15 protein-coding genes, 3 tRNA genes and 2 rRNA genes are annotated in these 19,259 nt (G+C 42.1%); 15 read left to right on the top strand and 5 right to left on the bottom strand.

The window, feature by feature from the left end:
- Window positions 1-154 precede the first annotated feature (154 nt).
- The 4 genes from KXJ59_RS11565 (at window position 155) to KXJ59_RS11550 (ending at window position 3,736) form a co-directional block, all read left to right on the top strand.
- Window positions 155-643, top strand: a complete 489-nt coding sequence (locus KXJ59_RS11565) for a thioesterase (protein WP_295204731.1) — start codon at window positions 155-157, stop codon at window positions 641-643.
- Between the two features lie 17 nt (window positions 644-660).
- Window positions 661-2,067: an MBL fold metallo-hydrolase gene (locus tag KXJ59_RS11560; protein WP_295204729.1), complete on the top strand. Its 1,407-nt coding sequence runs from the start codon at window positions 661-663 to the stop codon at window positions 2,065-2,067.
- Complete coding sequence (gene galK, locus KXJ59_RS11555; protein ID WP_295204726.1) at window positions 2,064-3,230, top strand: galactokinase; 1,167 nt, start codon at window positions 2,064-2,066, stop codon at window positions 3,228-3,230. Before KXJ59_RS11560 ends, galK begins: the two co-directional genes overlap by 4 nt.
- Window positions 3,231-3,328: 98 nt before the next feature.
- Window positions 3,329-3,736, top strand: a complete 408-nt coding sequence (locus KXJ59_RS11550; RefSeq protein ID WP_295204724.1) for a hypothetical protein — start codon at window positions 3,329-3,331, stop codon at window positions 3,734-3,736.
- Window positions 3,737-3,766: 30 nt separating this feature from the next.
- Here KXJ59_RS11550 and KXJ59_RS11545 read toward each other — a convergent pair whose 3' ends face one another.
- The 4 genes from KXJ59_RS11545 to KXJ59_RS11530 form a co-directional block, all read right to left on the bottom strand.
- A complete protein-coding gene (locus KXJ59_RS11545) occupies window positions 3,767-4,180 on the bottom strand; it encodes a hypothetical protein (RefSeq protein ID WP_295204722.1) in 414 nt (137 codons plus the stop codon).
- Between the two features lie 115 nt (window positions 4,181-4,295).
- Window positions 4,296-4,697 (bottom strand): hypothetical protein, encoded by a 402-nt coding sequence (locus KXJ59_RS11540; protein WP_295204719.1) that lies wholly within the window; start codon window positions 4,695-4,697, stop codon window positions 4,296-4,298.
- Between the two features lie 80 nt (window positions 4,698-4,777).
- Window positions 4,778-5,269 carry a hypothetical protein gene (locus tag KXJ59_RS11535; RefSeq protein WP_295204717.1) on the bottom strand — a complete coding sequence of 164 codons (492 nt, stop codon included), beginning with the start codon at window positions 5,267-5,269 and terminating at the stop codon, window positions 4,778-4,780.
- Between the two features lie 123 nt (window positions 5,270-5,392).
- A tRNA-Glu gene (locus KXJ59_RS11530) sits at window positions 5,393-5,464 on the bottom strand.
- A 300-nt stretch (window positions 5,465-5,764) separates the two neighbouring features.
- Here KXJ59_RS11530 and gap point away from each other — a divergent pair.
- From gap to KXJ59_RS11505, 5 genes are all read left to right on the top strand, one after another.
- Complete coding sequence (gene gap / locus KXJ59_RS11525; protein WP_295204715.1) at window positions 5,765-6,778, top strand: type I glyceraldehyde-3-phosphate dehydrogenase; 1,014 nt, start codon at window positions 5,765-5,767, stop codon at window positions 6,776-6,778.
- A 114-nt stretch (window positions 6,779-6,892) separates the two neighbouring features.
- On the top strand, window positions 6,893-8,086 hold the full coding sequence (locus KXJ59_RS11520; protein WP_295204713.1) for a phosphoglycerate kinase: 1,194 nt from the start codon (window positions 6,893-6,895) through the stop codon (window positions 8,084-8,086).
- Between the two features lie 108 nt (window positions 8,087-8,194).
- Window positions 8,195-8,788 carry a LemA family protein gene (locus KXJ59_RS11515; protein ID WP_295204711.1) on the top strand — a complete coding sequence of 198 codons (594 nt, stop codon included), beginning with the start codon at window positions 8,195-8,197 and terminating at the stop codon, window positions 8,786-8,788.
- 71 nt (window positions 8,789-8,859) lie between these two features.
- The gene (locus KXJ59_RS11510) at window positions 8,860-9,321 is read left to right on the top strand and encodes a TPM domain-containing protein (protein WP_295204709.1); all 462 of its coding nucleotides are present in this window, start codon (window positions 8,860-8,862) and stop codon (window positions 9,319-9,321) included.
- Window positions 9,322-9,362: 41 nt separating this feature from the next.
- A complete protein-coding gene (locus KXJ59_RS11505) occupies window positions 9,363-10,151 on the top strand; it encodes a TPM domain-containing protein (RefSeq protein ID WP_295204707.1) in 789 nt (262 codons plus the stop codon).
- A 243-nt stretch (window positions 10,152-10,394) separates the two neighbouring features.
- Here the strand turns inward: KXJ59_RS11505 and KXJ59_RS11500 are convergent, their stop codons facing one another.
- Window positions 10,395-12,857: a M1 family metallopeptidase gene (locus KXJ59_RS11500; RefSeq protein WP_295204705.1), complete on the bottom strand. Its 2,463-nt coding sequence runs from the start codon at window positions 12,855-12,857 to the stop codon at window positions 10,395-10,397.
- A gap of 123 nt (window positions 12,858-12,980) precedes the next feature.
- Between KXJ59_RS11500 and KXJ59_RS11495 the strand changes: the two genes are divergently transcribed.
- From KXJ59_RS11495 to KXJ59_RS11470, 6 genes are all read left to right on the top strand, one after another.
- The gene (locus KXJ59_RS11495; protein ID WP_295204703.1) at window positions 12,981-13,736 is read left to right on the top strand and encodes a hypothetical protein; all 756 of its coding nucleotides are present in this window, start codon (window positions 12,981-12,983) and stop codon (window positions 13,734-13,736) included.
- A complete protein-coding gene (truA, locus tag KXJ59_RS11490) occupies window positions 13,736-14,500 on the top strand; it encodes a tRNA pseudouridine(38-40) synthase TruA (RefSeq protein ID WP_295204701.1) in 765 nt (254 codons plus the stop codon). The genes KXJ59_RS11495 and truA overlap by 1 nt, the downstream gene beginning before the upstream one ends.
- A gap of 692 nt (window positions 14,501-15,192) precedes the next feature.
- Window positions 15,193-16,723, top strand: a 16S ribosomal RNA gene (locus tag KXJ59_RS11485).
- An 80-nt stretch (window positions 16,724-16,803) separates the two neighbouring features.
- Window positions 16,804-16,877 (top strand) — tRNA-Ile (locus tag KXJ59_RS11480).
- A gap of 107 nt (window positions 16,878-16,984) precedes the next feature.
- Window positions 16,985-17,058 (top strand) — tRNA-Ala (locus KXJ59_RS11475).
- Window positions 17,059-17,298: 240 nt separating this feature from the next.
- A 23S ribosomal RNA gene (locus tag KXJ59_RS11470) occupies window positions 17,299-19,259 on the top strand; the annotation flags it as partial.

Below are 19,259 nucleotides of genomic sequence, written 5' to 3'. Positions count from 1 at the left end.
CCCTTCGGGGAATTTCGAAGTTGGGAGTTGTATATTCGATATTCATTTTTAACCTCGCTTCATCTATATACCTGCGATTAAAATCGTAAGAAAATAATGTTTTTCCCTTTCATTCGCTTTGCTCTTGTTACATTTATGGTGAAAGCAAAACACCATGAATCCTTCATTTGAAGTTTTCCGGAAACAAATATCAAATCCCCTAAAGTTTCGCCTGTTTTTATTACAGCGCTTACCTTCTGCTTTTTTCTCGGGATTGAAGATCCGTTCCTTTAATCAGCATCAATCTATAATAGGTGTACGTTATAGCTGGTTCTCTCAAAACCCGTTTCGCTCCATGTATTTTGCGGTGCAGTCGATGGCAGCAGAAATGAGTACAGGGATATTAGGTTTTGCACAAATCTACCAGCGTAAACCTGGCATCAGTATGCTGGTATTAAAAGTGGAAGGAAATTTTTTGAAAAAGGCAACAGGGTTCATTCTTTTTACCTGTACCGATGGAGATAAAATTATAGCAGCAGTTGAACAGTCTATAATTACCGGAGAAGCACAAACTGTAATATGCCATTCTATTGGCACCAATGAGCAACAGGAAGTAGTGGCAGAATTTTCTGTAACCTGGACCTTCAAGGCAAAACAATCTTAAAATCGAAAGAGGTACATATGAAAATAGCATTTCACGGAGCGGCACAAACAGTAACAGGATCAAAGCACCTGTTAACATTAAAGAACGGGAAAAAAATATTACTCGACTGTGGTCTATTCCAGGGAATGGGAAAAGAAACTGATGTATTGAACAGTGAGTTTGGATTTGAAGCCAGATCGGTTGATATACTTGTATTATCGCACGCGCATATTGATCATTCCGGACTCATACCCAAACTTGTGAAAGAAGGATTTGAGGGAAAAATATTTGCAACCCCTGCTACAAAAGAACTGGGTGGAATTTTGCTGGAAGATTCGGCAGTTATACAAAGAGATGATACCAAATTTATTAATAAACGAAGGGCCAAACAAGGCTTGCCTCCCTATGAGCCATTATATGATTTGGAAGATGCGGCTAAGGCCCTGGAACTATTTGTTGAAGTAAATTATGAAGAGTGGACAACCATCACCGAAGGGGTGGAATTATTATTTACCGATGCGGGTCATATTATCGGAAGTGCTGCCGTTCATTTAAAAATAACAGAAGATGGTAAAACTACACAGGTAACTTTCAGTGGCGATGTGGGAAGGTATAATGATGCCATACTTCGTTCGCCATCTGTGTTTCCACAGGCAGATTTTATTATTCTTGAAAGTACATACGGTAATAAGCTGCATGATGAAGTACATGGTACACCAGATACTTTGCTGCAATGGATTGAGAAGACCTGCATACAGAAAAAAGGAAAGCTTATTATCCCGGCGTTTAGTGTAGGTCGAACACAGGAATTACTATATGCACTTAATCAACTGGACCTTGAAAACAGACTGCCAAAAGTGCCGGTATATGTAGACAGCCCGTTGAGCAGAGAAGCTACTGAAATGCTGAAAGCTTATCCGCAGTATTTTAATAAACATATCAGGAAAGTGATGGAGAAAGATGATGATCCGTTTGATTTTCCAGGGTTGAAATTTATTAAAACGGTGGATGAGAGTAAATACCTGAATGAGTTACCTCAGCCCTGTGTTATCATATCTGCCAGTGGTATGGCCGATGCAGGAAGAGTGAAACACCATATCATGAATAATATTGGCGACAAAAAAAATACCATTCTGCTGGTGGGTTATTGTGAGCCAAGATCACTCGGCGGGCGTCTGGCCAATGGGGCAGAGCAGGTGAAAATTTTCGGAGAAATGTATGATGTACAGGCAGAGGTTGGACAAATGCGGAGTATGAGTGCACATGGCGATTATGAGGATCTCTGCCAGTTTTTAGCCTGCCAGAATCCGTTACAGGTAAAAACACTTTTTCTGGTGCATGGTGAATACGATGTGCAACAGGATTTTGCTTACCGGCTGATGCGAAAAGGGTTTAAGGAAGTAGTAATTCCTGAAATGCATTATCAGACAAAACTGGAAGGATGAATCTACTGATACAGGATGCAGGACGTTATTATCGTGAACATTTTGGAGAACCCAATATCATTGTACGTTCACCCGGCAGGATAAATTTAATTGGCGAACACACCGATTATAATGATGGGTTCGCATTGCCTGCTTCTATTGATAATGCCGTATATGTTTCTATTGGAGCAAGGACAGATGATCAGATTCACCTGTTTTCGGTCGATTATAAAGAATTCTATAAAGGCAATACAGCCACCATCGAAATTTCGCTTCAAAGCTGGGCCAATTATATATTGGCGATCGTAGATGTATTGCAAAAAGCAGGATATAACTGTGGTGGTTTTAATGCTGTGGTAAGAGGTGATATACCTATAGGAGCAGGTTTGTCATCATCGGCAGCTGTAGAATGTGCTACTATTTTTGCACTGAATGAATTATTCGGATTTAAACTCGACCGGATGACCATGGTAAAAATGGCACAGCAGGCAGAGAATGAATTTATTGGTGTACGCTGTGGTATCATGGATCAGTTTGCCAGTATGTTTGGAAAACCTGACCAGGTAATAGAACTGGATTGCCGTTCACTTGATTATACTTATTTCCCTTTTGAATCTGCCGAGTATGAGTTATTGCTGATCAATAGTCGTGTTAAACATTCTCTCGCTGATTCTGAATACAATCTTAGAAGGCTTGATTGTGAAGCCGGGGTAGCACACCTGCAAAGATTTCATCCGAATATTAAAAGCCTCAGAGACGCTACACCGGAAATAGTAAAACAGGAACTGCATTTGCTGGATAAAAAAATAGTTCAACGCTGCCTCTATGTGGTAGAAGAAATAGCCAGGGTACAGGAAGCCTGTGAGGATTTGAAACGTGGTGATTTTATATCTTTTGGAAAAAAAATGTTTATCACACACAAAGGGTTGAGTGAGTTATACAATGTAAGCTGTCCTGAACTCGATTTCCTGGTGAATGCTGCAGCAGCGCATAAAGATGTTATCGGGGCGCGTATGATGGGAGGTGGTTTTGGGGGTTGTACACTTAACCTCGTAAAAAAAGAAGCTCTTGCTGAATTTATAGACAGGGTGTCTGAAACTTATCTGGAAACCTATGGAGTATTACCCGGCGCTTACCCTGTAACTATTGAGGGAGGAACAGCTGTTGTTGGGCCTGCGAAGTAAATCCCCGGTATCTTACATTAAATATTAGCAGAAAAACAGTCAAATGCTTGCAAAGGCGGAATTCCTGTTGTAATTTTTATCAACAAAAATTGCCTGCCATGAAGAACTATCATATTATATCGCGTATCGCGATCTATTTATTAGCAGTTGTTATGATCAGTTTCGGTATCTACCATTTCCAGCATGCACGTGAACTGGTGGTATATATTCCATCTTCCCTGCCCGGAGGAATTATATGGGTATATTTAGTAGGCGCAGCTTTTATACTTGTTGCGCTTTCTTTTGTAACCAACCGTATGGTAAAGACTTCTGCTTATTTACTCGCCATCATGTTGTTTATTTTCATCCTCACCCTGCATGTACCTAATTACTTCAATGCAGGTGATAAGGAGATGAAAGCACTGGCACTGGTGAATATTTTAAAAGATACGGCTATCGCCGGTTTTGCGCTTCATATAGCTGCAGGTGCCCATCACCAGAAATTACATTTGGAAGAAAGTGATTAAACAAATAAAAAGGGACTTTTAAGCCCCTTTTTAGTAATTACATTTTTCTGAAAATTTAACAGGTATTGTTTTATTTGGTGCATTAGCTACAACAGCCATACAAGAAACACAATTCGGATCACTCGCTTCAGGTTGTTCGAGTATTTGAATATAGAATGGCTTGTCTGCAACACCCATATTAGGCCTCGCAGAATTATCGGAAGGGAGTGTGCAGGGGAAAATGGTAGTAAAAACATGGTCATAGGTGACACCATCTTTTACGTACCCGTTAACACCCAAATGATAATAGGCAGGATCAGTGATTTGCAAAACAGCGCTCCTGCAAATCGCATCCAGTAATCTTACCTGTACACAACCTTCAGGGTGTGTTTCTTCATTTTTTTCACATGCGGAGAGGAATGCCAGGCAGAATGCCATCAGCAAAACAGAATAGCTTTTTTTCATGGTCATTGATTTTTCTTTTATGAGGTAGAATACAAAAGAATCGTTGCGTCTTCTTGGGAAAATAATATGAATATGATTATTGCGTTAATGAATACCGTGAAATACGCTTTGTTTCTCAATTACATTTTTCTGAAAACTTTACAGGTATCCATTTAGCTGGTGCATTCGGAACAATGGCGGCACAACGTACACAAGCAGGATCATATTCTTTCTGCTTCAGTATTTTTATATTAACTACGAGCCCGCGTAAAGAAGGAGCAAGGGTTTGAAATTTGGAAAGATCGGTACAACTTATTTCTGTAGAGAAAACATGGTCATAGGTAACGCCATCCAGTTGATAACCATTCACACCATATTTATAATAGGCTTCATCCTGAATCTGCATCACTGCTGTACCGCATACTTCATCAAGTATTTTTACTTTAAAACATTGCTGTAAAAGTTCTTCTTCTGTTTTTTCGCAACCTGTAAGTATAAGGGTCAGGCAGGTAAGGGCTGATACAATTATCTTTTTCATTTTCATGCTTTTTATCACTGACCCTGACAGAAACAAAAGCGTTGCATGAAATTTTAGTATCCCCGGGTTTAACAAAATGCTTAAGAATCGGCCTCCTCATCGTTGAGGCGGTTCCTGGTACGACGGCCTTTAATGGTGCCTTTCAGACAATATTCGCAGTTACAGGGAGGCCTGTTATGACTGTAAGGCATATGTCGCCAGCCAAGGGTTTGTGGGAGCTGTTTTATTTTGGTGATTTCATCCGCTTCAATCTTTCTCGGCACAATTAATTCATATCCCAAAGGATCATCCATTTCCATGATTTCTTTGATGGCGGTACCTAATGTTATATGCCTGTGTGGTTTACCATATTTCCCGGCATACACTTTTTCCGAACTGTGGACCCTGAAATAAATGCCCACCAATGTTCTGGCACCACCCTGCTTTAGTTCTCTCAACCATTGATGTGTTACGAAGAAATTCTGCAAAACCGGCATACAATAAATGCCGGAATGATAACGCCCTGTTTTGATGCCATTCTTTAAAATTTTGGCTGTATTTTTTTCGTCTGCAAGGTGAACAAGAATGGGCATAGCAGAAATGATTTAATCAGGTATAAATATTTCAAATTTAGTGTGAAACCCGATCAGACATTCGCCAGAGTTAGGGGTAGGCAGACCAACAAAAACAAAAGGCACTCAACTTGAGTGCCTTTGTACCCGGTACGGGAATCGAACCCGTCTTTCCTCCGTGAAAGGGAGATGTCCTAGCCGATAGACGAACCGGGCATTTTTTTGTCAATCGGGACGCAAAAATAGGCTTTGAAAACTACCCGCCAAAATTTTTTCGCTTTTTTATGAAAATCAGGGACTTGATGAAAATAAAACAATGCCCTACACCGGGCAGGAGTGTTGATTTTAGCCACAGATTCACAGATTCTGACTTAAAATCTGTGAATCTGTGGCTAAAATCGAATACTTGTCAGACCAAAGTCAACAAATCACCCACCTTAAAAAATATCCGCTTTTTTCCTGTCAATCCATGTAAATTTGCCACTCTTTAAGCCATATACCTAAAACAAAAAACAAATGAGTACAGTTAAAGTTGCCATCAACGGTTTCGGACGTATCGGCCGTTTGGTGTTTCGTCAGATCTACAATATGGAAGGTATTGATGTGGTAGCGATCAATGATCTGACCAGTCCTAAAGTATTAGCACACTTATTGAAATACGATAGTGCACAGGGACGTTTCGACGCCACTGTTACTTCTACTGATGACGCCATCATTGTAAACGGCGAAACAGTAAAAATCTATGCACAAAAAGATCCTGCGCAAATTCCCTGGGGAAATCATGGTGTGGATGTAGTAATAGAATCAACAGGTTTCTTTACTGATAAGGAAAAAGCAGAATCACATATTAAAGCAGGCGCCAAGCGCGTGGTGATTTCAGCTCCGGCTACCGGCGACCTGAAAACAGTGGTATTTAATGTAAATCATAATATCCTCGATGGCAGCGAAACCATTATTTCCTGTGCATCATGTACTACCAACTGTCTGGCACCAATGGCAAAAGTGCTGAATGATAAATTTGGTATTGCAACAGGCATCATGACCACCATTCATGCTTATACCAACGACCAGAATACACTGGATGCCCCACATCCTAAAGGAGATCTGCGCAGGGCAAGAGCAGCTGCAGCGAATATTGTTCCAAACAGTACCGGCGCAGCAAAAGCCATTGGACTGGTATTACCAGAACTGAAAGGTAAACTGGATGGCGGCGCACAGCGTGTTCCAACCATTACCGGGTCACTGACTGAACTGGCAGTAATCCTGAATAAAAAAGTTACAACTGAAGAAATCAATGCAGCCATGAAAGAGGCCAGCAATGAAAGCTTTGGTTATACTGAAGATGAAATTGTAAGTTCTGATATTATTGGTATCCATTACGGTTCATTGTTTGATGCCACACAAACCAAAGTAATGACCGTAGGTGAAGCGCAACTGGTAAAAACAGTAAGCTGGTACGATAACGAAATGAGCTATGTAAGTCAACTGGTAAGAACCGTGAAATATTTTGCGGGACTGATCTCTAAATAATACAAATTTGGAAATTTGGAAATGTGGCAATTTGAAAATGTGTAAAGCATCATTCAATTGCCACATTTCTTTTTCTACTCATTTCCAAATTTTCAAATTTTCAAATTACTACAAATGAGCAAATTTCTCAACCACAACTTCAGCCAGCAAAAAGCATTGATCAGGGTAGATTTTAATGTGCCCCTGAATGCTGCTTTTGAAATAACAGATGATACACGTATGCGTGCTACCATTCCCACTATTCAAAAAACACTGGCAGATGGTGGTGCCGTAATACTCATGAGTCACCTGGGCAGACCCAAAGAAGGTCCAACTGAAAAATATTCACTTAAACACCTGATAAAACATTTATCAAAACTGTTGGGTGGTGTTGATGTATTGTTTGCAGATGATTGTATTGGTGAGTCGGCTATTACACAGGCTGCCTCTTTGCAGCCAGGGCAGGTATTATTATTGGAGAATCTTCGATTTTATAAAGAAGAAGAAAAAGGTGATTTGGCTTTTGCTGAGAAGCTGAGTAAGCTGGGAGATGTATACGTAAATGATGCTTTCGGAACGGCGCATCGTGCGCATGCATCAACTGCAGTCATCGCACAATTTTTCTCCCTCGAAAAAAGAATGTTTGGTACGGTGATGGATGGAGAAGTAGCCAGCGCTGAAAAAGTAATGCATGCCAGCGAAAAACCATTTACGGCTATCATAGGTGGAGCCAAAGTGAGCGATAAAATTCTCATCATCGAAAACCTGCTCGAAAGAGCTACAGATATTATTATCGGCGGCGGTATGGCTTATACATTTATGAAAGCACAGGGTGGAACCATCGGTAATTCATTGTGTGAAGATGATCGCCTTGATACAGCTGTTGCATTGCTGAAGAAGGCAGAAGAAAAAGGCGTATGTATTCATCTGCCACCCGATTCTATTATTGCCGATAAGTTTGCGGCCGATGCCAACACATCAACAGCGCCCAGCAACCATATTCCCGATGGCTGGATGGGGCTTGATATTGGCGCCAGTGCCTGCGAACAGTTTGCCAACTGCATCAAGCGCTCCAAAACCATTCTCTGGAATGGCCCGATGGGTGTATTTGAAATGGAGAAGTTTCAGCACGGTACAAAAACCATTGCTATCGCAGTAGCGGAAGCTACGGCCAATGGTGCTTTTTCACTGGTAGGTGGTGGCGACAGTGTAGCGGCGGTAAACCAGTTCGGTTTTACCGATAAAGTAAGTTATGTATCTACCGGTGGTGGTGCCATGCTCGAATATTTTGAGGGAAAGGAATTACCGGGAATAGCGGCGGTGAAGTAGGCGCAGGTAGTCCATAGACCATGGTCTACTGTAATGTTTTTCACCATCCTACTACTAATGAGCTAAATAACTGGATAAATAACTAATTTCATAAAAATCAAGTCAAACATGAGTACAAAAAATTTAACCTTAATCGTCATTGCAGCATTGGTAATTATTTTGGGATGGAAAGGCTGCAGTAGTTATAATGGATTGGTTTCTAATGAACTTGAAGTGAATAAAGCTTGGAGTAATGTTGAAACCAATTATCAGAGAAGAACAGACCTTTATAGCAGTGTAGTAAAAGTAATAGAAGGATCAGCAAATTTTGAAAAATCAACATTAAAGGATGTTTTAGAGGCAAGAGCAAGTGCCACGCAAGTAAAGGTTGATATTAACGATCCAGCATCTTTGGCAAAGTATCAGGCGGCACAAGGGCAGTTGCAATCGGCTTTTGGTAGATTAATGGCTGTTGCTGAAGCATATCCTGATTTAAAAACTACAAAAGCATTTCAGGATTTTCAAACAAATATTGAGGGTACTGAAAACAGAATCAACACTGCCAGAAGAGACTTTAACGATGCCGTTAACAATTACAATTTAAAAGTGAGAAAATTCCCAAACAATATTTTTGCTTCAATTTTCGGTTTTAAAGCGAAAGAGTACTACAAAGCAGATGCTGGTTCTGAAAAGAATCCGGACATCAATTTTAATATCAAGTAAATCATATTACTTTAAATAAAAACAAGCCAGGATTTTTAATACATTTCTGGCTTGTTTTTTAAATAACCGCCATGTTCGGACTCTTCAGAAAAAAGCCGGAACGTTATTTCTCAGAAGAAGAGAAACAAAAAATTGTAACTGCCATTCAATCTGCTGAACAGCGGACCAGTGGGGAAGTGAGAATTTTTATTGAGAATAAATGTGCCTATGTAAACCCATTGCACCGAGCACAGGAACTTTTCTTCAACCTTGAAATGAGTCAGACCGCGGAACGCAATGGTGTACTTGTTTATGTAGCCATGAAAGACCGCCAGTTGGCTGTATTTGGCGATGAAGGAATACATCAGAAAGTAGGCAGCGCATTCTGGGATGCAGAAGTAAAGAAAATGCTGGCAGAATTCAGGCAACAGCATTACGCTGAAGGACTGGCTGCAATCATAGAAGATATTGGTGCAGCACTCGCTCATCATTTCCCTTATGATCGTACAGGAGATAAAAATGAACTGCCTGATGATATTGTTTTTGGTAAATAAAAGCAGTGTCAATATTTAAATGACACTGGAACAAAACCAACATGAAAAAATTACTCGTCATATGGATCATGCTGCTGGGCTTTGTGATGGCACAGGCTCAGGAAGTATTGCCCAAACCCAACCCTCCTAAACTGGTTACCGACAAAGCCAATGTTTTGTCGAAGGAGCAGTTAGAAATATTGGAACATAAATTAGTGGCATTAGACGATAGTACATCTAACCAGATTGCCATTGTATTATTACCCACACTCGACGGTTACCCGATTGAAGAGTATGCCAATAAACTATTCCGCGAATGGGGTATTGGGAATGCAAAAACCAATAATGGAGTATTAATTATTGCGGCGATAGAAGACAGGAAGATCAGAATAGAAGTAGGTTATGGGCTGGAAGGAGCTATTCCGGATATTATTGCATCGAATATTATTCAGAATGATATTGGACCGAATTTCAGAGAAAGCAATTATTACCGGGGTTTAGACAAAGCCATAGAATCATTATCAAAAGCAGCGGTAGGTGAATACAAAGTAAAGCGCGCTAAAAAAGGAAATAGTGGTTCGTCAGGAAAATCAATACTCACATTTGTGTTGATTTTGTTTGTGGTATTGATGATTGTGGCGCGAGGTGGCGGTGGAAAAGGTGGTGGAATGGTAAGCAGAAAAGGATATGGAGATATTGCAGAAGCTATTCTCTGGTCATCCATACTTGGCGGTGGCCGTCGAAGCAGTGGAGGCTGGGGTGGTGGAAGCGGTGGTGGTTTTGGTGGAGGTGGCTTCGGTGGTTTCGGCGGTGGAAGCAGCGGTGGTGGTGGCGCCAGCGGCGGATGGTAGGGTGATGATAAATAAGGAATAAGAAATATGAAATAAGGAATCAGAAAATGTATTATACAGAAAGCCTTCCATTTTGGAAGGCTTTTTTTTTGGTTGTAGTTAGAAAACTGGTAAACAGCAGAATGTCGAATGATGAGTAACGAATAAGCAAGAAATAAAGAAAGCCTCCCATATGGAAGGCTTCTTTCTTGGTTGTAGTTGGAAAGTATAAAACAGAAAAATTATTTTCTCATTTCTTATTCCTCATTTCTTTTCTCCCGGTAATTTGCTCTTTACATATTCTGCCATTTCTTTTGCTCCTGCGGTTTCTTTGGTGGCAGCCAGCTCCTTCAGGGCATTGTTAATAGTAGGATCTGTTTGCGGCCTTGCAGATGCAGGAATCAAATCTCTGAAAGCAACAATTGCATCAACAGCCCGTTTGAATTCATTCAGTTTGGTGAGTTTGGCTGCAAATGCTGCATAAGTGGCACTCATTTGAACTTTCGGAAAGGATAAAGGCATTTTTTCATAACTCTCAGCTACCACAGGAAAGGCAGTTTCATCACCAAACATGATCAACACACCTGAAATAGATTCACTCAGTCTGCCTTTCGAAGGCGCTTTACTCAGCTCTTTTGCAAGTGCAAGGGCAGTAACACTGTCAATGGCAGCAAGTGCATCAAGACCGGCACCGGCCAATGTGTACGAAGAATCTTTAGTAGCCTGTGTAAACAATGATTTGTAACTGTCTTTTTTCAGGTTACCCAAAAAATCGATGGCTTCAGCTTTCACTGTTCGCTTGGGGTCATTTTTTGCGATGGCTTCCATCTTTGCAATCAATGCATCATCGGGTGTTACTTTACCAAGGCTGGTAATGGCAAGCGAACGAATACGGAAATAAGGGTCGCCTAATGCATCCATCAATAATTGAACAGCTGCGGGTTCTTTTACATTATTAGCTGCAAAAGCCACAGCTTCACGGCGATCCAGATAATTACCTGCATGTTTAAATTGGTGAATAAATTCAGTCAATGTTTTATTGTCTTTTTTATCAACCAGTAAATATTTATCCGCATCTACATTAATCTGATCTGGTTTCGATTTTACGCTAAAAGTGAAAGTATCAGCCTTATTTTCCATCCAAACCTGCTGTCTTGTTTTTTCATGTCCATGCCAGATATCGATGGTAAAAGGTAACCTGAAAATTTTGTCACCTGCCTGTATCTGTTTAATGATTACGCTGGCAAGCTGCTTCTCAGCATTGTATTGATAGCTGATATCAATACGCGGATGTCCATTGCCAAAATACCATTGATTAAAGAACCAGTTCAGGTCTTTGCCGGTTACTTCCTCAAAAGCCAGGCGAAGTTTGTGTGCATTACCTGTACCGAATTTATTGGCAGTAAGATATTTATTGAGTGAAGCAAAAAAAGCATCGTCTCCCACCAGGTTACGTAACATGTGTAAAATGCGTCCACCTTTATTATAGCTGATGGCATCAAACATATCTTCTTTATCCTTGTAATAAAAACGCACCAGATCACGTGCCTGCTGGCCACTGCCGATGTATCCGCGCATCTGATTGAAATTCTCAAACATGGCTTCGTCTTTACCATATTTGTATTCAGACCATAGGTACTGGCTGTAATCGGCAAAACTTTCATTTACGGTAAGGTTGCTCCAGCTTTCTGCTGTTACTAAGTCGCCAAACCATTGGTGAAACAATTCGTGTGCTATAGTAGATTCCCAGCCGTTGCCATCAACCAGTTCACGTGCATCCTGCTGTGCGCTTTCCTGGTGTAAGGTAGCCGTTGTATTTTCCATGGCACCACTAACATAATCTCTTGCTGTCATCTGGCTGTATTTAACCCATGGATATTCAACACCTAATTTCTTGGAGAAGAAAGCCATCATTTCAGGGGTGTCACCAAAAATTTTACGGGCTACTTTTTCATATTCTTTCTCAACGTAGTAATTAACTTCTTTTCCTTTATAAGTATCTTTTACAATGGCATAATCGCCGATACCCATAAAGAACAGGTAAGGGGCATGTGGCTGATCCATCGACCAGGTATCTGTACGGGTACCATCTGTATTTTTCTTTTGTGCTATGAGTTTACCATTTGATAGAGATACATATTTATTCGGAACAGTAAGGTTGAACAACTGTGTTGTTTTCTGATTCGGACGATCAATGGTAGGTACCCATACAGATGTGGCTTCTGTTTCACCCTGGGTCCAGATTTGTGTGGGCTTATCTTTTTCTTCGCCTTTAGGATTTACAAAATACAAACCCTTTGCATCTGTAATGGCGGCACTGCCGGCCACTTTAAACTCGTTGGGTTTGGCGGTATAGTCAATATATACAGTATACCGTTCTCCTTTTTTATAGGCTTTGTCCAGTTTAATGGTTAGAAAAAGACTGTCGTATTGGTATTTCAACGGAATGTTTTTTCCTGTTTTCACAAGGGCAACCTGATGAATATTCATACCCTTTGCATCGAGCTGCACCGAATCGGCAGTATAAAAATGGGGTTCAAGGGTAATCCATACTTTACCGTTGAGATAAGCATTCTCATAATCAAATCTGGCATCCAGTCTTGTGTGAACGAGGTCATTCACTTTTGTGGCGAAAGAGCGGTAGACCTTCTTCCAGTCATCAACTCCAGAAGTTTGGGCCATAATAAATGCCGGAAAAAAAGCAATCAGCAATAATAGTCTTTTCATGTTCGAGTTTTAGAGGCCTAAAGATAAACCTGAAGCAGAAGCAGAATGTTAGAATTTTATTAATGGTTGGAAGGGTTATTCACTACTGTGGTGGGAGCAGATTAAAACTGTAAATTTGTTGGTATGAAGGGGGTGAAACCAATACGAAACTGTTTTCTGGTACTGGGCTTATTATTAGTGGGGCTTGGTTCATCGTCTGCACAAATCACACATTATTTATTCTTTCAGACGGAAAACAACAAGCCATTTTACCTGCGCATTATGGGCAGTACGCTGAGTTCAAATGCAAGCGGCTACCTGTTAATTCCTAAATTAACCGATGGAAAGTATGAGCTTCATATCGGCTTTGCACAGTCCGAAGCCGAACAGCAGTTTGAAATAACGGTGGAAGGCCGGGACCTTGGTTTTTCAGTAAAACAGGAACTGGATAATAGCTGGAGCCTGTTTAACCTGGTAGATTTCTCTCAGTATAAAGGCAAAACAGTGGCAGCAGTACCTAAGCCGCAAATAAAAACAGTGGAAGAGCCTGTTTTGGCCGATACAGTGAAGGAAGAAGAAAAACCAGCGGTAAAAAAAGAAAACAGGCCTGCAGACAGCTTGTTCAAACCCGAAATGGTAAAAGAGGTTCAAAAGAAGAAAATACCCCTCCCATTGATTGCAAAGATTTACGATAAAACTTCATTGGATGGCATAGATATGGTTTTTGTGGTGAATGGAATACCCAAAAGCGATACGGTCATTATTTATGTACCGGCTATCAAGCCCCCTGGAATGGCGGGTGGCCACCTGAAAAGCCGGGAGATACAGCATAATAAAGTAGAGCAGGTATTTGTGAATCCTGTTCAATCCGTTATTACCAACCCCTTTAAACATCCCTGATGCGTTATTTTCTTTCTGTAGCCTACCAGGGAACTCACTATGCCGGTTTCCAGATACAGGATGGACAGGAAACCATACAATCGCAGCTTACAAAGGCGCTGGAAATCCTTTTCAGGGAAAGTTTTACCCTAACCGGCTCATCCCGTACAGATGCAGGCGTGCATGCAGAACAGAACTATTTTCATTTCGATACGGCGGTTGAATTGAAGTCGGGCCACAGGTATAACCTCAATGCTATATTACCCAGCGATATAGCTGTAACCGGCATTTATGGAGTGTCTGAAACAGCCCATTGCCGTTTTGATGCCACTGAAAGAGTATATAAGTATCTGATTTATAAGCAGAAAAATCCATTTTTGACCGATAAGGGCTGGTTATACCCTTATCCTTTAAACCTGGATATACTCCAGCGCTTGTCGGTTGTGCTGCGGGACTATGAGGATTTCAGTTCTTTTTCGAAAAGAAATACGCAGGTGTTTACCTACAATTGTGCCATTGGTTCGGCTTACTGGCAGGAGAGGGAAAAGGAGGAGCTGGAGTTTCATATCAGGTCGAACCGTTTTTTAAGGGGAATGATCAGGGGTATTGTAGGTACTATGCTAAGGATAGCGAGGACAGCACAAACACTGGAAGAGGCGGAACTGATGTTCAGGGGAGTTATTGAAGCAAAGGATTGTGCTAAAGCTGATTTCACAACACCTGCACGTGGTTTGTACCTGATGGAAGTAAATTATCCGGAAGGGTTATTGAAAGAGGTGGATTGAAATGAGTGATGGTGATGTTTGATTAAACGGGTATATCGTATCTTTTGTAAGTGAATGAAGACAATGATGATGAGTGTCTTCATTTTTTTTATACGCTGAAACCCTTTACTGTAAAGGGTTATAACATTTCGTACTGAAATAGTTTTGAAAAAGATTTGGCAGGGAACAAATCACTCTTATCTTTGCAACCCGCTTTTAAAAAAAGAGGATGTTCTTTGAAGGCAGCTACAATGAATGGTGAAAGAAAAACAGAAAAATTTTAAATAAAATTTGGTGTTTTAAATAACACGCTTATCTTCGCCGCCCGTTCAACAAAAACGGAAGTTCATTGAAGCATAAATAAGGGCTGAAAAAAATAAAAATCAAATAAAATTTGGTACTAAAAAATAAGCGCTTATCTTTGCCGTCCGTTTGAAAAAAACGGTAGTTCTTACAGTGATTTTGACAGCAAAAAAAGTTTGAAATTTCTTCAAATAATTTTGGCTGATAAAATAAAGGCTCTTACCTTTGCAACCCCAACAAAAATGGGGGCTTTGATAAAGCCAAAAGATCTTTGAAAGTTTGGAAGCAACAGCACAATTAAACATAATTACAAATTAGTTTACTTGTAAGGTTAACAGCAATCAAAAACAATTAACACAATCCGACGTTAATTTCGATTATTTGAGATTAAGTCAGATCAAACAACATTTACAATGGAGAGTTTGATCCTGGCTCAGGATGAACGCTAGCGGCAGGCTTAATACATGCAAGTCGAGGGGCAGCATGAGTGTAGCAATACATTTGATGGCGACCGGCAAACGGGTGCGGAACACGTACACAACCTTCCTATAAGTGGGGAATAGCCCAGAGAAATTTGGATTAATACCCCGTAACATAATGATGTGGCATCACATTATTATTATAGCTACGGCGCTTATTGATGGGTGTGCGGCTGATTAGATAGTTGGCGGGGTAACGGCCCACCAAGTCTACGATCAGTAGCTGATGTGAGAGCATGATCAGCCACACGGGCACTGAGACACGGGCCCGACTCCTACGGGAGGCAGCAGTAAGGAATATTGGTCAATGGACGCAAGTCTGAACCAGCCATGCCGCGTGAAGGATTAAGGTCCTCTGGATTGTAAACTTCTTTTATCTGGGACGAAAAAAGGCTATTCTTAGTCACTTGACGGTACCAGATGAATAAGCACCGGCTAACTCCGTGCCAGCAGCCGCGGTAATACGGAGGGTGCAAGCGTTATCCGGATTCACTGGGTTTAAAGGGTGCGTAGGCGGGCAGGTAAGTCAGTGGTGAAATCCTGGAGCTTAACTCCAGAACTGCCATTGATACTATCTGTCTTGAATATTGTGGAGGTAAGCGGAATATGTCATGTAGCGGTGAAATGCTTAGATATGACATAGAACACCTATTGCGAAGGCAGCTTACTACGCATATATTGACGCTGAGGCACGAAAGCGTGGGGATCAAACAGGATTAGATACCCTGGTAGTCCACGCCCTAAACGATGGATACTCGACATACGCGATACACTGTGTGTGTCTGAGCGAAAGCATTAAGTATCCCACCTGGGAAGTACGACCGCAAGGTTGAAACTCAAAGGAATTGGCGGGGGTCCGCACAAGCGGTGGAGCATGTGGTTTAATTCGATGATACGCGAGGAACCTTACCTGGGCTAGAATGCTATTTGACCGTGGGTGAAAGCTCATTTTGTAGCAATACACAGATAGTAAGGTGCTGCATGGCTGTCGTCAGCTCGTGCCGTGAGGTGTTGGGTTAAGTCCCGCAACGAGCGCAACCCCTATCATTAGTTGCCAACAGGTAATGCTGGGAACTCTAATGAAACTGCCGCCGTAAGGCGTGAGGAAGGAGGGGATGATGTCAAGTCATCATGGCCTTTATGCCCAGGGCTACACACGTGCTACAATGGGCAGGACAAAGGGCTGCAACACAGCGATGTGAAGCCAATCCCAAAAACCTGCTCTCAGTTCAGATCGTAGTCTGCAACTCGACTACGTGAAGCTGGAATCGCTAGTAATCGTATATCAGCAATGATACGGTGAATACGTTCCCGGACCTTGCACACACCGCCCGTCAAGCCATGGGAGTCGGGTGTACCTAAAGTCGGTAACCGTAAGGAGCTGCCTAGGGTAAAATCGATGACTGGGGCTAAGTCGTAACAAGGTAGCCGTACCGGAAGGTGCGGCTGGAATACCTCCTTTTAGAGACGGCTTTAACCGGCTGTTGCTTTCACAAACTTTCATTATTTAGTTCTTTAAAAAGTACTATTAGTACCCGAATCAGACCCGTAGCTCAGTTGGTTAGAGCGCTACACTGATAATGTAGAGGTCACCAGTTCAACTCTGGTCGGGTCTACTAGTTAAGCTTCAACTCTGAAGCTAAAACCATGGGGGGTTAGCTCAGTTGGCTAGAGCATCCCGAACTTGTTCGGGAGTGGTCAACGGTTCAACTCAACAAAAAATGGGGGGTTAGCTCAGTTGGCTAGAGCATCTGCCTTGCACGCAGAGGGTCATCGGTTCGACTCCGATATCCTCCACATTAAGTAGAATAAGTGAGAGGGTGCGGTTTTTAAAAAGTTCTTTCAAACATTAGATGTAGGCAACAGGCCAAAAGGATCGAATCCTTAACATCTGCAACTGTATAAGCTGTATCCTGAATCTTGGTTCTTGAACCCTGATACCTGATACTATATACTTTAGCTCTTTGACATATTGGGAAAGCGAAATCAATAACAAGAAGGTTATGACTCTTATGCAAGGTCATAACTGATAAATTTTTTAAAGCGAATAAGGGCGCATGGTGGATGCCTAGGGTCTGAGAGGCGATGAAGGACGTGGTAAGCTGCGATAAGCTACGGGGAGCTGCACACGAGCGTTATATCCGTAGATTTCCGAATGGGACAACCTAATATACTGAAGGTATATTATTCCGACGCAAGTCGGAAAGCCAACCCCGAGAACTGAAACATCTAAGTACCGGGAGGAAAAGAAAACAATAGTGATTCCCCAAGTAGTGGCGAGCGAAAAGGGAAAAGCCCAAACCGAGTCGGCGTGCCGATTCGGGGTTATAGGACTGCATTTAGAAAGCATTATCAAACTGAATCATCTGGAAAGATGAGCCATAGCAGGTGATAGCCCTGTAGGTACAAATTAATGTGGACGAGCAGTATCCTGAGTAATGCGGGACCGGAGGAATCTTGCATGAAGTTGCCAGCACCATCTGGTAAGGCTAAATACTCCTCAGACACCGATAGTGAACCAGTACCGTAAGGGAAAGGTGAAAAGCACCCCGAACAGGGGAGTGAAATAGTACCTGAAACCGTGCGCCTACAAGCGGTCGGAGCTCTGCAATATGAGTGACGGCGTGCCTTTTGCATAATGAGCCTACGAGTTACTCCTAACTGGCGAGGTTAAGTTCATATTTAACGGAGCCGAAGCGAAAGCGAGTCCAAATAGGGCGATTAGTCAGTTGGGGTAGACGCGAAACTTTGTGATCTATCCATGGGCAGGTTGAAGGTTAGGTAAAACTAACTGGAGGACCGAACCCGTTGACGTTGAAAAGTCTTGGGATGACCTGTGGATAGGGGTGAAAGGCCAATCAAACTGAGAGATAGCTCGTTCTCCCCGAAATGTTTTTAGGAACAGCGTTGCATATAGAAGTTTATTAGAGGTAGAGCTACTGATTGGGCTAGGGGGCTTCACCGCCTACCAAACCCTGACAAACTCCGAATGCTAATAAATATCTGCAGCAGTGAGGCTTTGGGCGCTAAGGTCCAGGGCCGAGAGGGAAATAACCCAGATTAGCAACTAAGGTCCCTAATACGTAGTTAAGTTGATCAAACGAGGTGGGATTTCTATAACAGCCAGGATGTTGGCTTGGAAGCAGCCATTCATTTAAAGAGTGCGTAACAGCTCACTGGTCGAGAGATCCTGCACGGAAAATAATCGGGCATCAAACTACGAACCGAAGTTCTAAATTTCCGCCTTGTGCGGAAGTGGTAGGGGAGCATTGAAATCTGCACTGAAGGTGTATGGCGACATATGCTGGAGCGATTTCAAAAGAAAATGTAGGCATAAGTAACGATAATTAAAGTGAAAAACTTTAACGCGAAAAGTCTAAGGTTTCCTGATCAACGTTAATCGGATCAGGGTTAGTCTGGTCCTTAGGAAAACCCGAAAGGGGCATCTGATGGAAAGCTGGTTAATATTCCAGCACCTGCTATACATTAAAAGTGACGCAGGGACGTGGTGGTTGCGTACGGACGGAAGTGTACGCCTGAGTGGAGTCTTCGGACAAAGCGAAACCATAAAATCCCTGCCAAGAAAAGCGAGTATAGCAGCCAGTACCGGAATCCGACACAGGTAGACGGGATGAGTATTCTAACGCGCTCGGGTGAGCCGTGGAGAAGGAACTAGGCAAATTGACGCTGTAACTTCGGGATAAAGCGTACCGCAGCGATGCGGTCACAGTAAAATGGTTCAACCAACTGTTTAACAAAAACACAGGGCCCTGCAAAAACGTAAGTTGACGTATAGAGCCTGAAACCTGCCCGGTGCTGGAAGGTTAAGGAAGGGTGTTCGGCGCAAGCCAAAGCTCCTGACTGAAGCCCCAGTAAACGGCGGCCGTAACTATAACGGTCCTAAGGTAGCGAAATTCCTTGTCGGGTAAGTTCCGACCTGCACGAATGGTCTAATGAGTTGAACACTGTCTCCTCCACGAGCCCGGTGAAATTGTAGT

The sequence above is a fragment of the Sediminibacterium sp. genome (assembly GCF_019264485.1).
Classification (GTDB): Bacteria; Bacteroidota; Bacteroidia; order Chitinophagales; family Chitinophagaceae; genus Sediminibacterium.
This window is presented reverse-complemented; position numbering and strand designations above follow the sequence as displayed.